Source organism: Aeromonas sp. QDB25 (assembly GCF_027707725.1).
In the GTDB taxonomy this organism is placed as follows: domain Bacteria; phylum Pseudomonadota; class Gammaproteobacteria; order Enterobacterales; family Aeromonadaceae; genus Aeromonas; species Aeromonas caviae.
The window spans coordinates 27,130-46,715 of the sequence record NZ_JAPCIZ010000008.1; the positions used below are offsets into that span (position 1 = coordinate 27,130).

General features: G+C 63.7%; 21 protein-coding genes. All 21 read right to left on the bottom strand.

From position 1 onward, the window contains the following. Positions 1–8: 8 nt before the first annotated feature. Positions 9–2,111: a flagellar biosynthesis protein FlhA gene (gene flhA / locus PG883_RS04445; RefSeq protein WP_200164652.1), complete on the bottom strand. Its 2,103-nt coding sequence runs from the start codon at positions 2,109–2,111 to the stop codon at positions 9–11. A 328-nt stretch (positions 2,112–2,439) separates the two neighbouring features. Further along, the gene (flhB, locus tag PG883_RS04450; RefSeq protein ID WP_041212629.1) at positions 2,440–3,570 is read right to left on the bottom strand and encodes a flagellar biosynthesis protein FlhB; all 1,131 of its coding nucleotides are present in this window, start codon (positions 3,568–3,570) and stop codon (positions 2,440–2,442) included. Between the two features lie 74 nt (positions 3,571–3,644). Then, a complete protein-coding gene (gene fliR / locus PG883_RS04455) occupies positions 3,645–4,442 on the bottom strand; it encodes a flagellar biosynthetic protein FliR (protein ID WP_010673928.1) in 798 nt (265 codons plus the stop codon). A gap of 91 nt (positions 4,443–4,533) precedes the next feature. Then, on the bottom strand, positions 4,534–4,803 hold the full coding sequence (gene fliQ, locus PG883_RS04460) for a flagellar biosynthesis protein FliQ (protein WP_010673927.1): 270 nt from the start codon (positions 4,801–4,803) through the stop codon (positions 4,534–4,536). A 126-nt stretch (positions 4,804–4,929) separates the two neighbouring features. Further along, complete coding sequence (gene fliP / locus PG883_RS04465) at positions 4,930–5,688, bottom strand: flagellar type III secretion system pore protein FliP (protein ID WP_010673926.1); 759 nt, start codon at positions 5,686–5,688, stop codon at positions 4,930–4,932. Beyond that, positions 5,675–6,058: a flagellar biosynthetic protein FliO gene (gene fliO / locus PG883_RS04470; RefSeq protein ID WP_010673925.1), complete on the bottom strand. Its 384-nt coding sequence runs from the start codon at positions 6,056–6,058 to the stop codon at positions 5,675–5,677. Before fliO ends, fliP begins: the two co-directional genes overlap by 14 nt. Further along, the gene (gene fliN / locus PG883_RS04475) at positions 6,055–6,450 is read right to left on the bottom strand and encodes a flagellar motor switch protein FliN (protein WP_010673924.1); all 396 of its coding nucleotides are present in this window, start codon (positions 6,448–6,450) and stop codon (positions 6,055–6,057) included. The genes fliO and fliN overlap by 4 nt, the downstream gene beginning before the upstream one ends. Positions 6,451–6,491: 41 nt before the next feature. Further along, on the bottom strand, positions 6,492–7,565 hold the full coding sequence (gene fliM / locus PG883_RS04480; RefSeq protein WP_041212627.1) for a flagellar motor switch protein FliM: 1,074 nt from the start codon (positions 7,563–7,565) through the stop codon (positions 6,492–6,494). 10 nt (positions 7,566–7,575) lie between these two features. Continuing rightward, on the bottom strand, positions 7,576–8,082 hold the full coding sequence (fliL, locus tag PG883_RS04485; protein ID WP_010673922.1) for a flagellar basal body-associated protein FliL: 507 nt from the start codon (positions 8,080–8,082) through the stop codon (positions 7,576–7,578). 57 nt (positions 8,083–8,139) lie between these two features. Continuing rightward, a complete protein-coding gene (locus PG883_RS04490; protein ID WP_270806986.1) occupies positions 8,140–10,059 on the bottom strand; it encodes a flagellar hook-length control protein FliK in 1,920 nt (639 codons plus the stop codon). A gap of 87 nt (positions 10,060–10,146) precedes the next feature. Next, positions 10,147–10,587 carry a flagellar export protein FliJ gene (gene fliJ / locus PG883_RS04495; RefSeq protein WP_039039911.1) on the bottom strand — a complete coding sequence of 147 codons (441 nt, stop codon included), beginning with the start codon at positions 10,585–10,587 and terminating at the stop codon, positions 10,147–10,149. A 16-nt stretch (positions 10,588–10,603) separates the two neighbouring features. After that, positions 10,604–11,935 carry a flagellar protein export ATPase FliI gene (gene fliI / locus PG883_RS04500; protein ID WP_029314163.1) on the bottom strand — a complete coding sequence of 444 codons (1,332 nt, stop codon included), beginning with the start codon at positions 11,933–11,935 and terminating at the stop codon, positions 10,604–10,606. A gap of 74 nt (positions 11,936–12,009) precedes the next feature. Further along, a complete protein-coding gene (fliH, locus tag PG883_RS04505; protein WP_270806987.1) occupies positions 12,010–12,813 on the bottom strand; it encodes a flagellar assembly protein FliH in 804 nt (267 codons plus the stop codon). A gap of 70 nt (positions 12,814–12,883) precedes the next feature. After that, positions 12,884–13,945, bottom strand: coding sequence for a flagellar motor switch protein FliG (fliG, locus tag PG883_RS04510; RefSeq protein ID WP_010673917.1), 1,062 nt, complete (start codon positions 13,943–13,945; stop codon positions 12,884–12,886). Then, the gene (fliF, locus tag PG883_RS04515) at positions 13,938–15,638 is read right to left on the bottom strand and encodes a flagellar basal-body MS-ring/collar protein FliF (RefSeq protein ID WP_041212623.1); all 1,701 of its coding nucleotides are present in this window, start codon (positions 15,636–15,638) and stop codon (positions 13,938–13,940) included. Before fliF ends, fliG begins: the two co-directional genes overlap by 8 nt. A 55-nt stretch (positions 15,639–15,693) precedes the next feature. Further along, positions 15,694–16,011: a flagellar hook-basal body complex protein FliE gene (fliE, locus tag PG883_RS04520; RefSeq protein ID WP_029314161.1), complete on the bottom strand. Its 318-nt coding sequence runs from the start codon at positions 16,009–16,011 to the stop codon at positions 15,694–15,696. Between the two features lie 129 nt (positions 16,012–16,140). Then, complete coding sequence (locus tag PG883_RS04525; protein ID WP_270806988.1) at positions 16,141–16,527, bottom strand: hypothetical protein; 387 nt, start codon at positions 16,525–16,527, stop codon at positions 16,141–16,143. 139 nt (positions 16,528–16,666) lie between these two features. Continuing rightward, entirely contained in the window at positions 16,667–17,443 is a 777-nt protein-coding gene (gene befA, locus PG883_RS04530) for a beta cell expansion factor BefA (protein WP_109112489.1), read from the bottom strand. A 103-nt stretch (positions 17,444–17,546) separates the two neighbouring features. Continuing rightward, positions 17,547–17,972, bottom strand: a complete 426-nt coding sequence (arsC, locus tag PG883_RS04535) for a glutaredoxin-dependent arsenate reductase (protein ID WP_089503660.1) — start codon at positions 17,970–17,972, stop codon at positions 17,547–17,549. A 51-nt stretch (positions 17,973–18,023) separates the two neighbouring features. After that, on the bottom strand, positions 18,024–19,088 hold the full coding sequence (gene arsB / locus PG883_RS04540; protein WP_109112490.1) for an ACR3 family arsenite efflux transporter: 1,065 nt from the start codon (positions 19,086–19,088) through the stop codon (positions 18,024–18,026). An 88-nt stretch (positions 19,089–19,176) separates the two neighbouring features. Next, on the bottom strand, positions 19,177–19,545 hold the full coding sequence (locus PG883_RS04545; RefSeq protein ID WP_039039917.1) for an ArsR/SmtB family transcription factor: 369 nt from the start codon (positions 19,543–19,545) through the stop codon (positions 19,177–19,179). Positions 19,546–19,586 lie beyond the last annotated feature (41 nt).

The window sequence follows — 19,586 nt, forward strand, 5'->3', positions numbered from 1 at the left end:
TCCGCTAACTAGCCCTGTCCCACCGCACTGACGATGCGGATCTGCTTGTCGTCAGGCACTTCCTGATAGGACAGCACGCGTAATCCAGGAATGGCATTCTTGACAAATTTCGCCAGGGTATTGCGCAATATCCCCGATGTCAGAAGCACGGCCGGCTGGCCTTCCAGTTCTTGTCGTTGAGTGGCTTCCACCAGGGAGCGTTGCATCCGCTCCGCCAGTCCCGGTTCGATACCGGCGCCATCTCCCCCACCTGCTTGCAGGGATTGATGCAATATACGTTCCAGTTCTGGTGACAAGGTGATCACCGGCAGCTCGGGTTCGGGGCCGGCAATCTCCTGCACAATCAATCTGCGCAGGGCGATCCGGCAGGCTGCGGTCAGCACTTCCGGGTCCGGGCTGCGGGGCGCATATTCCACGAGGGTCTGCAGGATAGTGCGCATATCGCGAATTGGCACGCCTTCATTGAGCAAATTCTGCAATACCTTCACCAGGTTGCCCATGCTGATCACCTCGGGAACCAGTCCTTCCACCAGCTTGCTCTGATGCTTCCCTATCATGTCGAGCAGTTGTTGCACCTCGTCATGACCCAGCAGCAGCGCCGCATGGTTGGAGAGGATCTGGCTCAGGTGGGTAGCCACCACGGTGGCCGCATCGACCACGGTGTAGCCAAGGGTCTGGGCCTGGGAGACCTGCTCCTTGGCGACCCAGACCGCCTCCAGCCCGAACGCCGGGTCCTGGGTGGCGATACCGTGGATCTGGCCGAACACCTGCCCCGGGTTGATGGCCATCTCCTTGTCGTGATAGACGGTGGCTTCCCCCGTGCTCACCCCCATCAGGGTGATGCGGTACTGGTTGGGGGCAAGATCCAGGTTGTCGCGAATGTGGACGGCAGGCACCAGAAAGCCCAGCTCCTGGGAGAGCTTCTTGCGCACCCCCTTGATCCGGTTCAGCAGCTCGCCCCCCTGATTCTTGTCCACCAGAGGTATCAGCTGATAACCCACCTCCAGGCCGATGATGTCCACCGGCATGACGTCGTCCCAGCTGAGATCCTTCTGCTCCACCGGGGCATCCCCCTGGGCCGGCATGAGTTCGCCGCTCGCCGCCTTCGCCTTGTTCTGCTTCTCGCGGCGCAGCAGCCACCAGGCGCCCGCCGCCGCCACCGCCCCCAGGCTCAGGAAAGCCAAGTGCGGCATGCCGGGTACGCTGCCCATCATCAGCAGGATGCCGGCGGAGATCACCAGCGCCTTGGGATTTTCGAACAGTTGGCCGAGTACCGCTGTCCCCATGTCCTGGTCGGTATTCTGACGGGTGACGATGATGGCCGCGGCAATGGAGAGCAGGAGCGAGGGGATCTGGGCGACCAGACCGTCACCGATGGCGAGCAGGGTATAGACCTGGGCCGCTTCGCCGAAGGTGAGCTGGTGCTGCATCATGCCGATGATGAAGCCGCCGATGATGTTGATGAAGAGGATCATGATGCCGGCGATGGCATCCCCCTTCACGAATTTGGAGGCACCGTCCATGGAGCCGTAGAAGTCCGCTTCCTGAGTCACGTCCTGACGGCGCTTCTTGGCCTCTTCCTGGTTGATGAGACCGGCGTTCAGGTCCGCATCGATGGCCATCTGCTTGCCGGGCATGGCGTCAAGGGTGAAGCGGGCGCTCACCTCGGAGATCCGGCCCGCCCCCTTGGTGACCACCACGAAGTTGATGATCACCAGGATCATGAAGACGATGATGCCCACGGCATAGTTGCCGCCGATCACCACGTTGCCGAACGCCTCGATCACATGGCCTGCCGCCGCGGTGCCGTTGTGGCCTTCCAGCAACACCACCCGGGTGGAGGCGACGTTGAGGGCGAGCCGCAGCAGGGTGGCGATCAGCAAGACGGTGGGGAAGGCGGCAAATTCCAGGGGGCGGCGGGTATAGACCGCCACCAGCAGCACCACGATGGAGAGGGCGATGTTGAAGGAGAAGAGGATATCCAGCATCAGGGGCGGAATGGGGAGTACCACCATCCCCAGAGAGGCCAATACCAGCAGCGGCGTCCCTACCCCTCTGCTGAGCAGCCACTTGTACTCTTTGAAACGGCCCAGTCCCGCTTTGAATCCCATCGTGCTTCTCAATGATAAACTGCCAATGACGGATTAAAGCAAATATCAAGCCAAGGATTCAATGCATTGATCTATTTGGTTTTTATTTTAACGCTGTCAGAAGTCCGTCGTTGGCGTCACGGGGAATGGTGACAGGGGGAAGCTGCCTTCACCAAGCCGGCCAAAGGCCAGCCCAGGCCATGGGGCGAGGCGCCGCGCCTCGACAGGGAGATTGCGGCCTTGTTTGCGACACAGGGGAGAGATCGGATGGTGGGGCCATCCCACCGCTTTATTTGCGAAACGCGGGGGCGCAAGGGAGAGCACCCGGGATCAGGCTGCCTCCACTGCGTTATTTGCGAAACTCGGGTGGAATGGGCAGATCCTTGGCGATGGGGGTCGGGCGCCGGCCGCGGCCACGGCGAAACTTCTTGAGCTGATAGACATAGGCCAGGACCTGGGCGACGGCGGCGAAGAGCCCCTCCGGGATCTCCTGGCCAATCTCGGTGGCGTGGTAAAGAGCCCGGGTGAGCGGCGGGGAGGACATGACGGGGATGTCGTATTCGCGCCCGATCTCCCGGATCTTCATCGCCACCTCGTCGACCCCCTTGGCCAGTACCTTGGGCGCCGCCCCCGGCTTGCCCGCATCGTATTTGAGCGCCACCGAGTAGTGGGTCGGGTTGGTGATGATCACATCGGCCTTGGGGACATCCCCCATCATGCGGCGCATGGCCATCTGCATCTGCAACTGGCGTATCCGCCCCTTGACCTCGGGCTTGCCTTCGCTGTCCTTGAACTCGTCCTTGATCTCCTGCTTGGTCATCTTGAGCTGGCGATTGTGGTTCCAGCTCTGGAACGGCACATCGATGGCGACAATGGGGATCAGGGCGCAGCAGAGGATGATCAGCATCCAGAGCAGCAGGTCCAGGGCATCGACGATGCCGCCGGGAAAGCCCTCAAGAGAGAGATTCAGCAGATGGTTGAACTGGCTCGACAGCATCCACCAGGCGAACAGACTGATAAACACCACTTTCGCGATGGATTTGACAAGTTCCACCAGGGATTGCACCCCGAACATCCTTTTGATGCCGCTCAGGGGGCTCAGCTTGCTCCACTTGGGCAGCATGGCTTCGGAGGAGAAGTTCATCCCGCCGAGCAGGGTGTTGCCGACGAAGGCGGCGATGATCACCAGCATGAACAGCAGCCCCAGAGGCTGGATCAGCTCCCCCAGCAGGGCGGGCACCATGGCTCCCATGGCATTGGGGTCGAACGCCTGGTCCCGGTCCAGGGTAAAGCCCATGGTGAGCACCTTGATCATGGCCCCTGCCAGACTCTCCTTGATCATCAGGAGGCCGAACACGGTCGCCAGCAGGACGCTGGCGGTACCCAGCTCCTTGGAACGTGCAATCTGCCCTTTTTCCCGGGCTTGTTGCAGTCGTTTGCCCGTGGGTTGTTCTGTGCGTTCCTGATCGGTATCAGCCATGCTGGCCTCCTACCGGCATCAGCCGACTGGCGGCCCGCCAGAGTGGCGGCAAAAGGGCCGCAACCGGGAGGGCCTCAGTCATGCTGGCCCCCGAAGCACTGGACGTTGATGAGCTCGCAGCTGGTCTCCTGCACCCGCTCCCAGAGCGCGTCGAAGTGCCCCATGAAGCCACCTATGGTGAGCCAGAGGATGAACAGGCCCGACATCATGCTGACCGCAAAGCCGATGCTGAAGATGTTGAGCTGGGGGGCCGCACGGGTCATCACCCCGAACGCGAAGTTGATCAGCAGCAGGGCGATGATGGCCGAAAGCGCCATCACCAGAGAAGCCTGATACATGACCCCGAGAAAGCTCACCAGGCTGCGGATGGCAGGCAGGGTGAGCCCGCTGTCAGATACCGGCAGGGTTTCGAAACTCAGCACCACCATGCGCAGCATCAGCAGGTGGCCGTCCACCGCGAGAAACACCAGGGTCGCCAGCATCAGATAGAACTGGCCCACCACGGGAGCCGACTGGCCGTTCATGGGATCCACCAGGGTGGCAAAGCCCAGGCTGGTCTGCATGGCGATGACCTGACCCGCCATCACGAAGGTCTCCAGCAGGAACTGGGTCATGAGGCCGAGCGCGATGCCGATGAGCAGTTGCTGCCCCAGCACCAGGAAGCTGCCGAGAGAGAAGAGCTCGATCTTCGGCATCGGGGGCAGCAGGGGGGCGATGATGAGGGTGATCGCCAGCGCCAGGCCGATACGGATATGGGCGGGGGCGAGCCGGCTGCCGAAGACCGCCATCACCATCAGGAGACTGCTCACCCGGGCCAGGGGCCAGAGGATGGAGGAGAGCCACTCCATGATAAGCGCAGTGGTGTAGGTCATGACAGCGGCACTCCCGGCAGGGGCAAGCCAACGGGAGGACGCAGGCCCCGTTCTGCCTCGGCCAGAGCGAAAGGGTGGCCCTTGGCTGGCATCAGCCCACCACCTCGGGGATCTGGCTCACCATCAGCTGGAAGAAGTCCATCAGACTCTGCAATCCCCAGTGAGCACCCGCTCCCAGGGCCAGAAGGGTGACCACCAGACGGGGCAGGAAGCTCAAGGTCTGTTCGTTGATGGAGGTAGCGGCCTGGAAGATGGCGACCACCAACCCCACCATCAGGCTCGGCAGGATCACGGCGCACACCATGATGGTCACCAGCCAAAGCGCCTCACGAAAGACGTCGACGAAGGTTTCAGGACTCATTGCTCGCTCCTTGTGATGGGTTTGCCCAGGGCCGCATCCTCCTGGCCTCCTCCTTCGAAAGAAAGAGAGGCCTCTTCGCTTCCTCCCCGAGTGAAGGGGAGAGCCAGGGGGAGGGTCTGCCCTCCCCTAACCACCCGAGCCCAGCCCGAAGCTGGTGGCCAGGGAACCCAGAATGAGGTTCCAGCCATCCACCATGACGAACAGCATCAGCTTGAACGGCAGGGAGACCAGCATGGGGGAGAGCATCATCATCCCCATGGCCATCAAAATACTGGCGACCACCAGATCGATGACCAGGAAGGGCAGAAACAGCATGAAGCCTATCTGGAAGGCGGTCTTGAGCTCGCTGGTGACAAAGGCCGGGATCAGCACCCGTAGCGGCACGTCCGCAGGCTCGGCCACCTGCACGTTCGCTATCTCCATGAAAGTATTGAGATCCTTGACCCGGGTCTGGGCCAGCATGAACTGGTGAATGGGCAGCTCCGCCTTCTCCAGGGCCTCCTTGGCCCCGATGGTCTCGGCCAGATAGGGCTGCAACGCCTCGTTGTTGATGCGATCCAGCACTGGCGACATGATGAAAAACGACATGAAGAGGGCGATGCCGATCAGCACCTGGTTGGAGGGGCTCTGCTGCAGACCGATGGCCTGGCGCAGGATGCCGAGCACCACGATGATCCGGGTGAAGGAGGTCATCATGATCACCATGGCCGGCAGGAAGGAGAGCGCGGTCATCAGCGCCAGCACCTGCAGGGTCAGGCTGTACTCCTGACTGCCATCCGCCATGGTCTTGACGGTGAGTGCCGACATGCCGTCCTGGGCCATCGCCAGGGGCGAGAGCACCAGGGAGAGCAGTGCCAGCCACCGGGTCCAGTTAACGTTTTTCATGCTTGCCCATCAGTTTGCCCAGTTGCTCGGAGAACGCCTGGGGCTGGCTCTCGTCCAGCGGCTCCTCCAGGCGATAGAGGAAGTTGACCTGCTGCGGCGTCACCCCGACCAGCAGCTGCTGGCCGCCCACCTTGACCACCATCAGCTTCTCCTTGTAGCCAAGGGGCAGGGTGGCGATGACCTTCATCTGGCCCCCTCCCATCACCTGGGAAAGCTTGCTCTTCTTGAGCAGGAAGCCGAGCACCAGAATGAGGCCGATCACCATCAGGCTGGAGAGCAGCCAGGAGGTGAGGCTGGGGGGATTCGCCCCTACCCCCGGGTTGGCCAGGGCAGGCAGGGAAAACAGCCACAACGGGAGCACACGGATCATTTGAGCTTCTTGATCCTTTCAATCTGGCTGATGACGTCGGTGAGGCGGATACCGAACTTGTCGTTCACCACCACCACCTCGCCGTGGGCGATCAGGGTGCCGTTGACCAGCACGTCCAGGGGTTCACCCGCCACCCGATCCAGCTCCACCACCGAGCCCTGGTTCAGTTGCAGCAGGTTGCGAATGCTGATCTGGCTGCGGCCCACTTCCATGGCGATGGTCACCGGGATGTCCAGAATGGTGTCCAGCTTGCGCCGCTCTTCGGCGCTGATGGGGGCTTCGTCCTTCAACTCCTCCAGGGGGGCAGGCTTGGCTTCGGCCGTGACCTGCTCCTCCAGTGCGGCCGCCCAGGCGTCAGCCATCAAATCCTGCTCGTCATCGGTTCCGCTCATCTTCAATTCCTCAGTGTTGCAACACCTCCCCTGGGGGAGGATCAATCAGGGTGTTTGTCAGAGATGCTTCGCTCGAGCTCTTCCAGCTCGGCTTCGCCATCAATGCGCACGCCCCCGCGGGTCACCAGATGCATCTCTGTCTTGACCCCGTCAGGGCGCTTGATTTTGTCGGTGATCTTGAGCGCCACGTTCTCCTTGGTGCGCCCCATCTTGGCGTGGAAGGTGGGCAAGTCCTCCACGAACACCAGCAGGTTCTCCGGCATCTCCACCGGGATGATGTCCCCGGGTCTGAGCTCCATCAGCTCACGCAAGGAGAGCTCTGTCTCCAGCAGCTTGGCCTTGAGCTCCACCTTGACGTCCATGATCTCGTCGCGCAGGGCCTTGCTCCAGCGCACGTCGGTATCCCCCTTGTCGCTCTGCACCCCCGCATCCAGCAGTTCGCGGATGGGTTCCAGCATGGAGTAGGGCATGGCCACGTGGAAGTCGCCGCCACCGCCGTCCAGCTCGATGTGGAAGGAGCTCACCACGATCACCTCGGTGGGGCTGACGATGTTCGCCATGGCCGGGTTCACTTCGGAGTCGAGGTATTCAAAGCCCACGTCCATCACCGGCGCCCAGGCATCCTTGTAGTCCTCGAACACCAGCTTGAGCAGCATCTGGATGATGCGCCGCTCGGTGGGGGTGAATTCCCGCCCCTCGATCTTGGCGTGGTAGCGGCCATCACCGCCAAAGAAGTTCTCCACCAGGATGAAGACGAGCCGCGCCTCCATGGTGATGAGCGCCGTCCCCTTGAGGGGGCGGAAACGCACCATGTTCAGACTGGTGGGCACGAACAGGGTGTGGACATATTCGCCGAACTTGAGCATCTGCACGCCGTTGATGGAGACCTCGGCGGTGCGCCGCATCATGTTGAACAGGCTGATGCGCATGTGGCGGGCAAACCGTTCGTTCACCAGCTCCAGGGTCGGCATGCGGCCGCGGACGATGCGGTCCTGGGAGGAGAAGTCGAACTGGGCGATACCGGGATCCCCGGCTGATCCCAGCTCCTCCTCCTCGACATCGTCGACGCCATGCAGCAGGGCATCAATCTCGTCCTGACTTAACAGATCGCTCACGCTTCACCTTTCATTGCATGACAAAGCCGGTAAACAGCACTTGTTCGATTACGGGAGAAGAGACCAGGTCGTTCAGCACCCGGCGGCACTCTTCCAGCGAATCCTGACGCAGCTTCTCCTTGCCCTCGAAGGTCATCAGCTGTTCAGCGGTCGCCGAGCTGAAGACCCGCAGCAAGGTGCCTTCGATCAGGGGAATGTTCTGTTTGGCCAGGGTTTCGTCGGCGGTGCCGCGCACCATCAGCTGGATCTTGATCTGCACCAGCCGATCCCGCTGGCCTCCCGCCACGTTGAACACGAAGGGACGGGGCATGCCCACATAGAGCGAGGGCTGGGGCGTGTTCGCCTCCGGCTTGGCCTCGCTCTTTTCGGCCGCGGGCTCATCCCCACCGGCGAGCATGAACCAGGCGCCGGCGCCCCCCCCGCCAAGGAGCACGACGGCCAGGGCGACTATCATGATCAGCTTCTTTTTCTTTCCTGCCGCCGGATCCTTCAGCGTCAGTTCGTTATCGTCTGCCATCCCTTGTCCACCCTAGTCTCAAACTTGTTCGGTATCATAAACTTACTTAAGAATGCATCAAGCATAGAAATCGATTCCGGCATCGTTTGCCGATTCCACCAGCAGCGTGAGGTTGCGAGCGCTCCCCTCGGCCTCTCTGCCATCGCTGCCGCCACCATTACCCCCCTGTCGCCCCTGGTCACCGAAACCGGACTGGCCCTGGGAGGATGACTGCCCCTGCTGCTGGAAGGCTTGCTGCTGCGCCTGTTGTTGCACCACGGTCTGGCCGAGCTGGATCCCCTGCCCTGCCAGCATGTCGCGCAGGCGCGGCATGGCTTGCTCCAGCATCTCACGGGTCTGGCCATGCTGCACCACGAAGTGCACGCTGGCCTGGCTGGAGGCATCCATCTGGATTTGGATCTTCATCTTGCCAAGCCCCAGGGGGTCTAGCTGGATCTCCGCCTGTTGGAGCTTGTCCGCCAGCATCAGGTTCACCTTGTGGTGCAGCTGCTCGGGGGCCTCAGGGGTCGCCAGCTTGAGGTGGGGCAGACTCTGGGGCTCCCGTCTGACGGTCGCCTCGGCCAGCGGTCGGTTCTCGCCGACCTGGCTCTGGGCCTGATGCAAAGGCTGGCTCCCCTCGGCGGGTTCACTGCCCTTGACCTCCATCCCCGACTGTTTGCCCAGCTCATCGAGCCGGGACTTGTCCACCGCGGGCTTAACCGACACGGCCGCGCCGGCGGCCACCACGGGGGCGCTCTCCATCTGGTCCAGGCCCGCCGAGAGGGCCGTCAGGGGGGCCTGTGCCCCCTGGGATTCGTGACGGGCCAGGATCTGCGGCGCCGCCTGGACTGGGGCCGGGTCCTCCGTCGTCACGGGCTGGCTGCTCCCTGCATTCGCTACAGGCTCGGCCCCTGCACGGGCTCCCTGCCCGCTCGCGGCCTCGGCCTGTCTGGCCTCACCGGCGACAGGGGCGTCCTTCTCTGCCCCTGCTGCCGTCGCGGGCGGGGCGGACTCCGGTGTGGCCGCAGGGGCCGGCCCCTGCGCCACCGTCCGGATCACGCCATCGCCATAGGCGCTGGCGGCACGGGAAGCGGTTGCCCCCCGTCCGGCCGACGCCAGGGGATCGGTCACCCGTGCCTCTTGCGATGAGTCAGCCCGGGTGACAGTGGGAGCCTGGGCATTTTCTCCTGCCACTACTTTGGCGAGCAGGGCAACACGCGCCTGACCCGAGAGAGGGGGCTCGACCCCCTTGGCATCCGGCTCCGCTCCCTTGCCTGCCATGGGCTGGCGGGTCGCCCCGCCCTGGTCTGCCACGGCGGTGTCATCGGCCAAGGGGGGCTCTTCCGCCCCCAGCGGCAGAGCCCCCTGACCGCTCGGCACGGCGCTGGCGCCTTGGGCCGCACCGGGGTTGGCTTTCGTTTTGTTCCCTTCATGCTGACGCTCTGGCGCCATCTGCGGCAGGAAGGCGCTCCCCTCTGCCCCCTCCACGCCCTCTGCCAACCCCACGTCCTCTGCCATTCCGACCCCCTCTGCCATCCCAGGCGCAGCGGCGCCAGGCGGCAAGGGGTTGCCGTCCACAGGCGCCGCTGCCTCACCGGCCAGGGCGGGCGATGTCGGGGGCACCATCAGGCTGACATCCTGGCGCAGGGAGGCTTGCAACTGTTGCAGGAAGTCGTCGGGAGGCAGCTCCCCCTCGTCGTCCGCCCCCTTCGAGGAAGACGCGGACTCGGTGGCGGGCTCGTCAGACGCCAAAGATTTGGCAGCCGGGGCAAGCCCCTCCCGGGCGCCCTCGGCGGGCCCCTGGAGCGCTGGATTTCCCTGGCTGACTGGCGCCTTGCCCATCAGCTGGGCCATGGCCATGGCTTGCGAGAAGGCGGCCTTGCCCTCGCCTGACGGCTGCACGCCCCCTTCGCCCCCGACGGTGGAAGCCAGCAGGGTGGCGCTGCCATCGGCAGAAGGCGCCTGGGGGAGAGTGCTAATCAAGGGGGTCTGTATCATGCTGGGATCCCTGACGACGATTCGGTGACGGCCGCACATGCGGTCATGGCTTGGCCCATCGGCCTCGCATGACCGGAAGAAAGCAAATTACAGGCCAGATTGGTGATAACGACGCAGGATGGCGTAGTCATCCAGCATCTTCTGCTCCTGGCGCTGGGCCTTCTGGCGCACCTTGTCCGCCTTCTTCTCCAGCAGCAGCTCGACCGCCTTGCGCCGCTGCTGGGCTTCGAGCCACTGGGTGCGGCACTCGGCCAGCGCCTCGCGCACTTGCAACACCCCTTGGTACTGCTGGGTCGCCGCGTTTTCGAGCTTGTTGATGAAGGCGTGATACTGGCTGTTCTGCTGGGGGCTGATCCCCTGCAGACCGCGCTCCGTCCACTGCTGGTGGTAGATCTGGCGGTACTGGTTGAGGGCGTTTTGCTGATCCATGAACAGCTTGAGATCCTGCTGGGCCTTGGCCAGCGCCATGGCGGCCTGCTGTTCGGCCTCCTCCAGCCGACTCGCCAGCAACGTCAATCCTTTACTCATAAGGGCTCTCCACCGGTCAACGCATCAGGGGCATGGCCACCAGTTGCAGGGATTGCAGGCCTTCATCGTAGTGAATGACCTCGCGCATTTTCTGCTGCAAGAACTGATCCAGATAGGGTTTCTGGATGATGGCCCGGTCGATGCGCGGATCCGAGCCCTGGCTGTAGGCGCCGATGGTGATGAGGTCCCGGTTCTGCTGGTAGAGGGAGTAGAACTGCTTGAAGGTGCGCGCCAGCTCCATGTGCTCCGGTGAGGTCACCATGGGCATGACCCGGCTGATGGATTTTTCGATGTCGATGGCCGGATAGTGGCCCGCATCCGCCAGCTCCCGCGCCAGCACGATGTGGCCATCGAGGATGGCCCGGGCCGCGTCGGCGATGGGATCCTGCAGATCGTCCCCCTCCGTCAGCACGGTGAAGAAGGCGGTGATGGAGCCCTGGCCGTCGCTGCCGTTGCCGGCCCGCTCCACCAGCGCCGGCAATTTGGCAAACACCGAGGGGGGATAGCCCTTGGTGGCCGGCGGCTCCCCCACCGCCAGTGCAATTTCCCGCTGTGCCTGGGCGTAGCGGGTGAGGGAGTCCATCAGCAGCAGCACGTTGAGCCCCTGCTCGCGGAAATACTCGGCGATGGCGAGCGCCGTCTCGCACCCCTTGAGGCGCATCAGCGGCGAGGCATCGGCAGGGGCGGCCACCACCACGGCGCGCTCGCGCCCCTCGGCGCCGAGGATCTCCTCGATGAACTCCTTCACCTCCCGGCCCCGCTCGCCGATGAGGCCCACCACGACAACATCCGCCACCGAGCCCCGGGTCATCATGCCAAGCAGCACGGATTTGCCGACACCGGATCCGGCGAACAGCCCCATACGCTGACCCCGGCCCACAGTGAGCACGGCATTGATGGCCCGTACCCCCACGTCCATGGGTTGATGGATGGGGCGACGGGCCAGGGGATTGATGCGGTGCTGGGCGAACTGCACCGTCTGGGACGAGAGGATGGGGCCGAGCCCGTCCAGGGGCTGGCCGATGCCATCGATGACCCGGCCAAGCAGACTCATGCCCACCGGAATGCCGTGATCTTCGGTGACGGGCACCACCCGGGCGCCGGGAATAACCCCCTTGAGCTGCTCGCTCGGCATCAAGAACAGGCGATCCCCGGCAAACCCCACCACCTCGGCCTCCAGGGCCCCATCCTGGGTATCGATGCGGCACAGGGAGCCGATGGCGGCGCGGCAGCCAATGGCTTCCAGGGTCAACCCCACCACCCGGGTGAGCTTGCCCGCCACCGGCGGTATGGGGGCCTGCTCGCGAACCCGGTAGCCTTTAAGCCGATCAAGAAGGGGTGCCGTCATGTCGCCTCCGACGATGAGTGCCTGATGATGCCGTCAGCAGGGCGCTGCACGACGGGTTCGAACCGGGCCATGGCTCAGCTCGCGTTGTCACGCAGGAAGTTGCGCAGCAGTTGATCGATGCGCCCACAGAGGGTGAGATCAATGCTGGAAAGCTCGGTGGCCAATTGCAGATCGCCGGGGGAGAAGGTGGGCTCGCTTTGCAGCCGCCAGTGGCGCCTGGCGCACTCCTCGGCGCCAAAGGCGGCCTCTACCCGGATCACATCCTCCGGGTGCAGCATCAGGGTGACCCCCTGCTCGGCGGCAGGGAGCAGGGCCAACCCCTGCTTGAGAGCCTCCAGCAGCAGCGTGGGGGAGGTTTGCGCCTCATGGCGGATGAGGGCGCGGGCGAGCTGTTGTACCAGGGCGATGAGCTGCTGCTCCACCGCCTCGTCCATCTCGCCAAGGGGAGTGGCCAGACGTGAGACCAGGGCTTGCCAGCGGGCTATCTCCAGCTCCACCTGCTCCCGTCCCATGGCGAGTCCCTCTTCCCTGCCCTGCTCCAGCCCGGCCTGGTGGCCCTGCTGCAAGCCTTCGAGCTTGCCCTCTTCCAGCCCCTTGGCAAAACCGGCCTCGCGCCCATCGCGCATCCCCTCTTCCCAGGCGGCCTGACGAATCGCCTCCACCTCTTCGGCGGTGATGCTGGGGGCGGGCTCTTCGGGTTGTTCTTCCGGCAGGGCCGCATCGGCCTGCTCCTGACGATACCAGTCAGGAGCCAGCCCCAGGGCATTGGTCTCGACCTCGGCTTCGGTCTCCATCTCTGGCCAGCCCCAGGTCTCAATCTGCGCCGTGTCGGACTCGGGCCTCAGATAGCCGCGCAGTTTGCTGTTCTTGTCATTCATGTGCCGAAGAGACTCCTATCGAGGGCCGGGTACAGGGGCCGACATCATCGCACATTCCATGGCCCATGGCTTAGAGGAACTCTTCGCCACCACCCGCCCCCAGCATGATCTCGCCCGCATCCGCCAGGCGGCGCGCCGTGGAGAGGATCTCTTTCTGGGCGGCCTCCACCTCGGAGACCCGGATCGGCCCCATGGCCTCGAGGTCGTCCGCCAGCATCTCGGCGGCCCGCTTGGACATGTTCTTGAATACTTTTTCCCGCATCTGGTCGTCCGACCCCTTGAGGGCCCGTTGCAGCAGATCCCCGGGCACTTCCCGCAGCAGGGTCTGGATGCCCCGATCGTCCACGTCGATGAGGTTTTCGAACACGAACATCAGATCCTGGATCTGCTGGCTCATCTCCTCGTCCGACTCGCGGATGGAGTCCATCAGCTGCCCTTCGATGTTGGTGTCCAGGTAGTTCATGATGTTGGCCGCCGCCTTCAGGCCGCCCATCTTGGCCGCCTGGGCACCGGCCGCACCGGCGAACTGTTTCTCCATGATGTCGTTGAGCTCCTGCAGCGCCGCCGGTTGCACCTCTTCGAGATTGGCGATGCGCATCACCAGATCCAGGCGCACCTGCTCCGGGAACTGGCTCAGGATCTCGGCGGACTGCTCCGGCTCCAGATAGGAGAGGACGATGGTCTGGATCTGCGGGTGCTCGTTCTGGATGATGCTGGCCACCTGGCGGGCATCCATCCACTTGAGGGAGTCGAGGCCGCGGGCACCTGATCCCAGGATGATCTGATCCACCAGGTTGCTGGCCTTGTCCTCCCCGAGCGCCGCCACCAGGGCCTTGCGCACGAAGTCTTCACTGCCGATGCCGATGTTGGTGTACTTCTGGATGTCGTCGATAAATTGACGATGCACCGCCGCCACCCGATCGTGGCTGAAATCCGACATGGAGGCCATGGACATGCCGAGCCGCTGCACCTGCTTGGGCTCGAGGTGACGGAAGATCTGGGCCGCGTCCTCCTCGTTGAGGCTCAGCATCAGCACCGCCGCCATCTCCATGCCCCCCATCTGATCCAGGATCAGGCGCTGGCTTTCGGTGATGTCGTTGCCGGTGACCTGGCTTTTATTCTCTTCAGGCATCTTTGGTTACCCATTCTTTGATGACCTGGGCGGCCAGGTCAGGTTCGTTCGCTACCAGGGCGCGCACGGCCTTGAGCAGATCCTCGTCACGGTGCAGGTCAGGCAGCTTGAGCTGACCATCCCGCAGACCGAATACCGGTTCTGCCTCGGCCTGGGCGGCCAGCAGGCTCAGTTCGTCGTCGCCACCCAGCACGGTGTGGTTGTCGAAGTCCAGCTCCCCTTCCGGCTTGGCGTCCGGGTAGAGCAGGCGCTTGAGCATGGGCCGCACCACGGTGACGATGAGCACTATGATGACCAGCACGGAGGCGGCGATGCGCACCGCGCGCCAGAACCAGGGCTGCTCGTAGAGGGGGATGTCGGCCACGGTCTCGAGTTCCGGGCGGTTGAACGGAATGGCGACCACCTCCAGGGTATCCCCCCGGGTCACGTCAAAGCCCAGACCGCCGCTCAGCAGACGGCGCAGGGTATCGAGTTCGGCCTGGCTGCGGGCTTCCCGGGTCACGGCACCGTCGGCGCCGGGGATGGCCTTGTAATCTACCGCCACCGACACCGTCATGCGGCGAATGCCGCCCTGCTGGCGCCGGATGTGGCTGACGGTGGTGTCCAGTTCGAAGTTGCGGGTCGCTTCCTTGCGGGAACGGCCGGAAGAGGCGGTTCCTTCCCCGCCGGCAGCCTGCTCGGGAATGTTGGACGCGGCGGGCGGCTGGTTGGAGAGGGCGCCGGGTACCCCGCCGTTGCTGCCGCTGGCGCTGTTCTCTTCCATGGTCATTTCGGAGCGCACCGCCGGCAGGTCCGGGTTGTAGGTCTTGCGGGTCTGCTCCTGCTGGGAGAAGTCGAGGGAGAGATCCACCTCCGCCGTATAGTTGTCGGCCCCCAGCACCGGGATCAGGATGGCGTCAATTTTTTGTTTGTATTCGAGCTCCTGCTTCTGCTGCATCGCAAACTCCTTGCGGGTCTGGGCAGAGAGGGGATCCTGGGAGCCGGAGTTGAGCAGGCGACCGTTCTGGTCGGTCACGGTGACGCGGGTCGGCTCCAGACCGTGAACGGCGGAGGCGACCATGTCGACGATGGAGTCCACCTCACCCTGGCCCAGGGCGTTGCCCTTGAGGCTCAGGACCACGGTGGCGCTGGGCTTGCGTTCGTTGCGGGCGAACACGTTGTCTTTCGGGATGGCCAGCAGCACCTGGGCCTTGGCGACGTTCTGGAACTGCTCGATGGCGCTCGCCAGCTGACGCTCGCGGCTCAGTTTCAGGCGCTCGCTCTCCATGCGCTGGCTGACGCCGAAGCTGGAGTCCTTGAGCAGGATGGCTTCGCCGTCGTTGCTGGCGTCGCTGTTGTTGGCCAGACCGGCGCGGGTCAGGCGCAACCGGATGTCCGCATAGTTTTCGGCACTGACCAGCACGCTCTTGCCATCCACCTGATAGGGGATCTTCTGCTGATCCAGGTAATCCAGGGTGGAGACCAGCTCCTGGGTGGTGAAGGTGCCGAGGGGACGCATCTCCGGCTCCTTGCCCCACAAGAGGATGAAGACGGCGATGGCCAGACAGATGGTCAGCCCCAGGATCAGGGTGATCTGGCGCAACACATCGGTGTTGGACAGGAAGCCCAGCGCCGAGCTCTTCTGCTCGTGCTCGTCGAGGGCGGCCGCCCCCTCGTTGTTGATCAGCAGATCGCCGTTTTGATCAGTTGCCACGGTTTATGTCCTTGTTGCTGACATCTTCATGATGCTCGGTCGCCATGGGCCCGAGTTACACCGGCATGTTCATGATGGTCTTGTAGGCATCGACCATCTTGTTGCGCACCTGCACCGTCGCCTCGAAGGCGATGGAGGATTTCTGGCCGGCGATCATCACCTGGGAGAGATCCACCGACTTGTCGCCGAGATCGAAGCGGGTACGCAGATCGTTGGCGGTGCCCTGCAACTCGTTGACGTTGTCCAGGGCCTGTTGCAGCATCTGGCCGAAATCCGAACTGACCGGACGACCGGGCTGGGTCAACGGCGTGGCACCGGCTTCCACCTTGAGGGCCTGCATCTCTTGCATCAGGCTGCTTGCGCTAATTTCCATCTTCCCTTCCCAGACAAATCATTGACACTGACTGGCTTAAAGCAATAAAGGTGCCAACCAGAGCGAGATCTCGAGATCAGGGATAAAAGCGGGGCGCGATCAGGCCGGCGGGCACCGGCCATCCGGGGATCAGGTTGCCGATCCGGGGGGATCGCCCAGCAGCAGCCGCAGGTAACTCAGGTGCAGATCGTAGTGCTCGCCTGCAGGCAGCTTGGCCAGCACCTCGTCGCGCAGGTAGCAGGCCTTCTCCCCCGCCTGCTCGGGGGCCACCAGCCCCACGCTCACCAGCCTGGCGATGATGGCATGGGAAAGCGCCAGGCTGGCCTCGTCGGCCTCCCCCCAACCGAAGGATGCCCCCTGATCACTCTGTGTCAGGCAGGGTTCGAGCGGTGCCACCAGATCCCCCCAGACCCAGAACGCGGCCGGGATCCCCTCCTGCAGGCGCAGATAGATGCTCTGCTTGTCCCACTCCCGGCGGTGGGCAGCCATCCGCTCCTGTTCGGCCTCATGGGTCATCTTGCTCTCCTTGTCGCTGGACTCTGTGCGGCGCCCATGAAAAAGAGGGCCCAAGGCCCTCTTTTTACTGCAAGTCCCGACAATTAAACAGAGTGCACCTCGATCTCCTCCAAGAAAAAACGAGTCAGATCGGCAGGGATCACTTGTTCAGGTCATCATCCAGCCAGTACTTGGAGCCCGAGATGTTGGCGTCCAGCAACAGCCCCTTCTCGCCAATCTGGTAGATGGCCATGCCCCCATTGTACTTAGCGGTGAGCTCGGCGCTCTCCTTGCCCGCCACGGCGCCCACCTCGGAGGTGGCTTCCCACCCCTTGCTGACGAAGGCATCGAACCTCGCCTTGTCCTCGAACAGGATCACCTGCTGGTAGAACTTGCCGCCGATCCCGGCCGCGAGACCGGCACCGAACATCTTCATGTAGGTGTGCTTGCCACTGGTGCGATTGACGGCGACCCCGGCCCCCTGATTGGTGTGGATCATCAGGGAGAACTTGCGCGAGTCGAACACCGCATAGCCATAAGCCTTGTCAAACAGCAACTTGGCCGAAGGCTGCTCGTTGAACAGCCGCACCAGGGCGGTATCGGCCATGGTATCGAGGGCGGTTCTCGCCTCCTCCGGGGTCTTGGGCTCGAGCATGGTGTCGAGCTTCTTGTCGGCGGCGGTCAGCCACTCCTTGCCGGTGGCCGCACTCTCTGCCGTCCAGGCCCCCGCCTTGTTGTAGGCCTCGGCCCCCCAGCTGGACACCGACTCCCAGGTCTCCTTGGAAAAATCGGTGATCCCTTTCCACGCCTCCTTGCTGGTATCGCTCACCGCGGTACCGAGTTCGGAGGCGGCCTCCTTCAGCTTTGCCCAGTCGGCCAGACTGGGGGTCGAGGCCAGCGCCAGTGCCGTGGCTATCACCAGGAATCGAATCTTCATTGTTTCCACCCTCTGTGATGAGTCGAAGGTCACAGTAGCAGATCTGGCGCCTGCCCGTTAAGGGCATCCCCCCGGCGCGGGTCAGACGCTGACGCGCAGGGGCTCAACGAAGCCGTTTGCCCTGACCGTCCACCACCTGCTCGCCATCCTCCTTGGCAAAGGCCCCTTGCTGCGGGTCGGGCAGGATATCGAGCACCACCTCCGACGGGCGGCACAGCCGGGTGCCGAGGGGGGTGACCACGATGGGCCGGTTGATGAGGATGGGGTGGGCCAGCATGGCATCGATCAGTTCGTCATCGCTGAAGCGATCTTCCGCCAGCCCCAGCGCCTCGTAGGGGGGCACGTTCTTACGCAGCAGATCGCGCACCGGCATGCCCATGGCGGCGATCAGGGCAACCAGCTCGTCGCGGGAGGGGGGCGTCTCCAGATAATGAATGATGGTGGGCTCCACGCCGCTGTTGCGAATCAGCGCGAGGGTGTTGCGGGAGGTGCCGCACTCCGGGTTGTGATAGAGGGTGATTGCACTCATTTGCCTGTCTCTCATGACTCAAGTGAATAGAAATGGGTTAGCCGCCATCCGTTAGCGGCTTAGCCCCGCCTCGTACCAGGGTTTGCTGGCGTTGACCACGCGCACCACCAGCAGCATGACCGGCACCTCGATGAGCACCCCGACCACGGTGGCGAGCGCCGCACCGGAATGAAAGCCGAACAGGCTGATGGCGGCGGCCACCGCCAGCTCGAAGAAGTTGGAGGCCCCGATCAGGGCGGAAGGGCAAGCCACCGAGTGCTTCTCCCCCACCTTGCGGTTGAGCCAGTAGGCGAGCCCGGAGTTGAACAGCACCTGGATCAGGATGGGCACCGCCAGGAGGGCGATGACCAGCGGCTGCTCGATGATGGCGTTGCCCTGAAAGGCGAACAGCAGCACCAGGGTGAGCAGCAGGGCCGCCACCGACCAGGGCTGGATGCGGGTCATGACGCCGTCAAAATGGGCCTGCCCCTTTCTCAGCAAGACCTTGCGCAGCAGCTGGGCGAGGATGACAGGGATGACGATGTAGAGCACCACCGAGGTGAGCAGGGTATCCCAGGGCACGACTATGCTGGAGACCCCGAGCAGCAGCGCCACCAGCGGGGCAAAGGCAAACACCATGATGAGGTCGTTCACCGCCACCTGCGACAGGGTGAAGTAGGGATCGCCGTTGGTGAGGCGACTCCAGACAAACACCATGGCGGTGCAGGGGGCCGCTGCCAGCAGGATCAGCCCAGCCACGTAGCTGTCCAGCTGATCCGCTGGCAGCCAGTCGGCAAACAGCACGCGGATGAAGAGCCAGCCGAGGAAGGCCATGGAGAAGGGCTTGACCAGCCAGTTGATGAAGAGGGTGACCCCGATTCCCTTGAGGTGCCCCTTCACCTGGTGCAGGGCGCCAAAGTCGATCTTGAGCAGCATGGGGATGATCATCACCCAGATAAGCAGCCCCACCGGCAGGTTGACCCTGGCCACCTCCATGGCGCCGATGGCCTTGAAGAGGCTCGGTAACCCCTGCCCCAGACCAATGCCCACCAGGATGCAGAGGGCGACCCAGGCGGTCAGATAACGTTCAAAAAAGCCGATGGCAGGGGCTGCCTTGGCCTCACAGCTTGCAGACATGATGACTCCCGGTGCGATCCACGCTCGCACCCCAGGTTGGATAGATGAATGACACGGCGCATGGGCATCGACAGCCCGCCCTGGCCCGTTACGACTCGCCGCAGCAGGGCGACGACCCCTCGGCGCGGGAAGCGCTGCCGGGCCCGGCGGGCAGCAGGCCGCACGCCTCGGGATGACCAGCGCAACACTCCTCGGTGAGGTAGGCGATCACCCCCAGCATCAGGGGGATGTTGGCGCGGTAGCGCAGAAAGCGCCCCTCCTGCTCCACCGACAGCAACCCGGCGTTGAGCATCCCCTTGAGGTGAAACGAGAGGGTATTGGGGGCGATGTCGAGCTCGCCGGCCAGCTCCCCCGCGACCCGCCCCTCCAGCCCGGCCTTGACCAGCAGCCGCCACACCTCGAGCCGGATCCCGGAAGCCAGTGATTCAAAGACCTTGGTGGCCGTCTCTTTGTTCATGGGTCTCCCCCCTTGGATGCTTCATTTCAACTATACAAGAA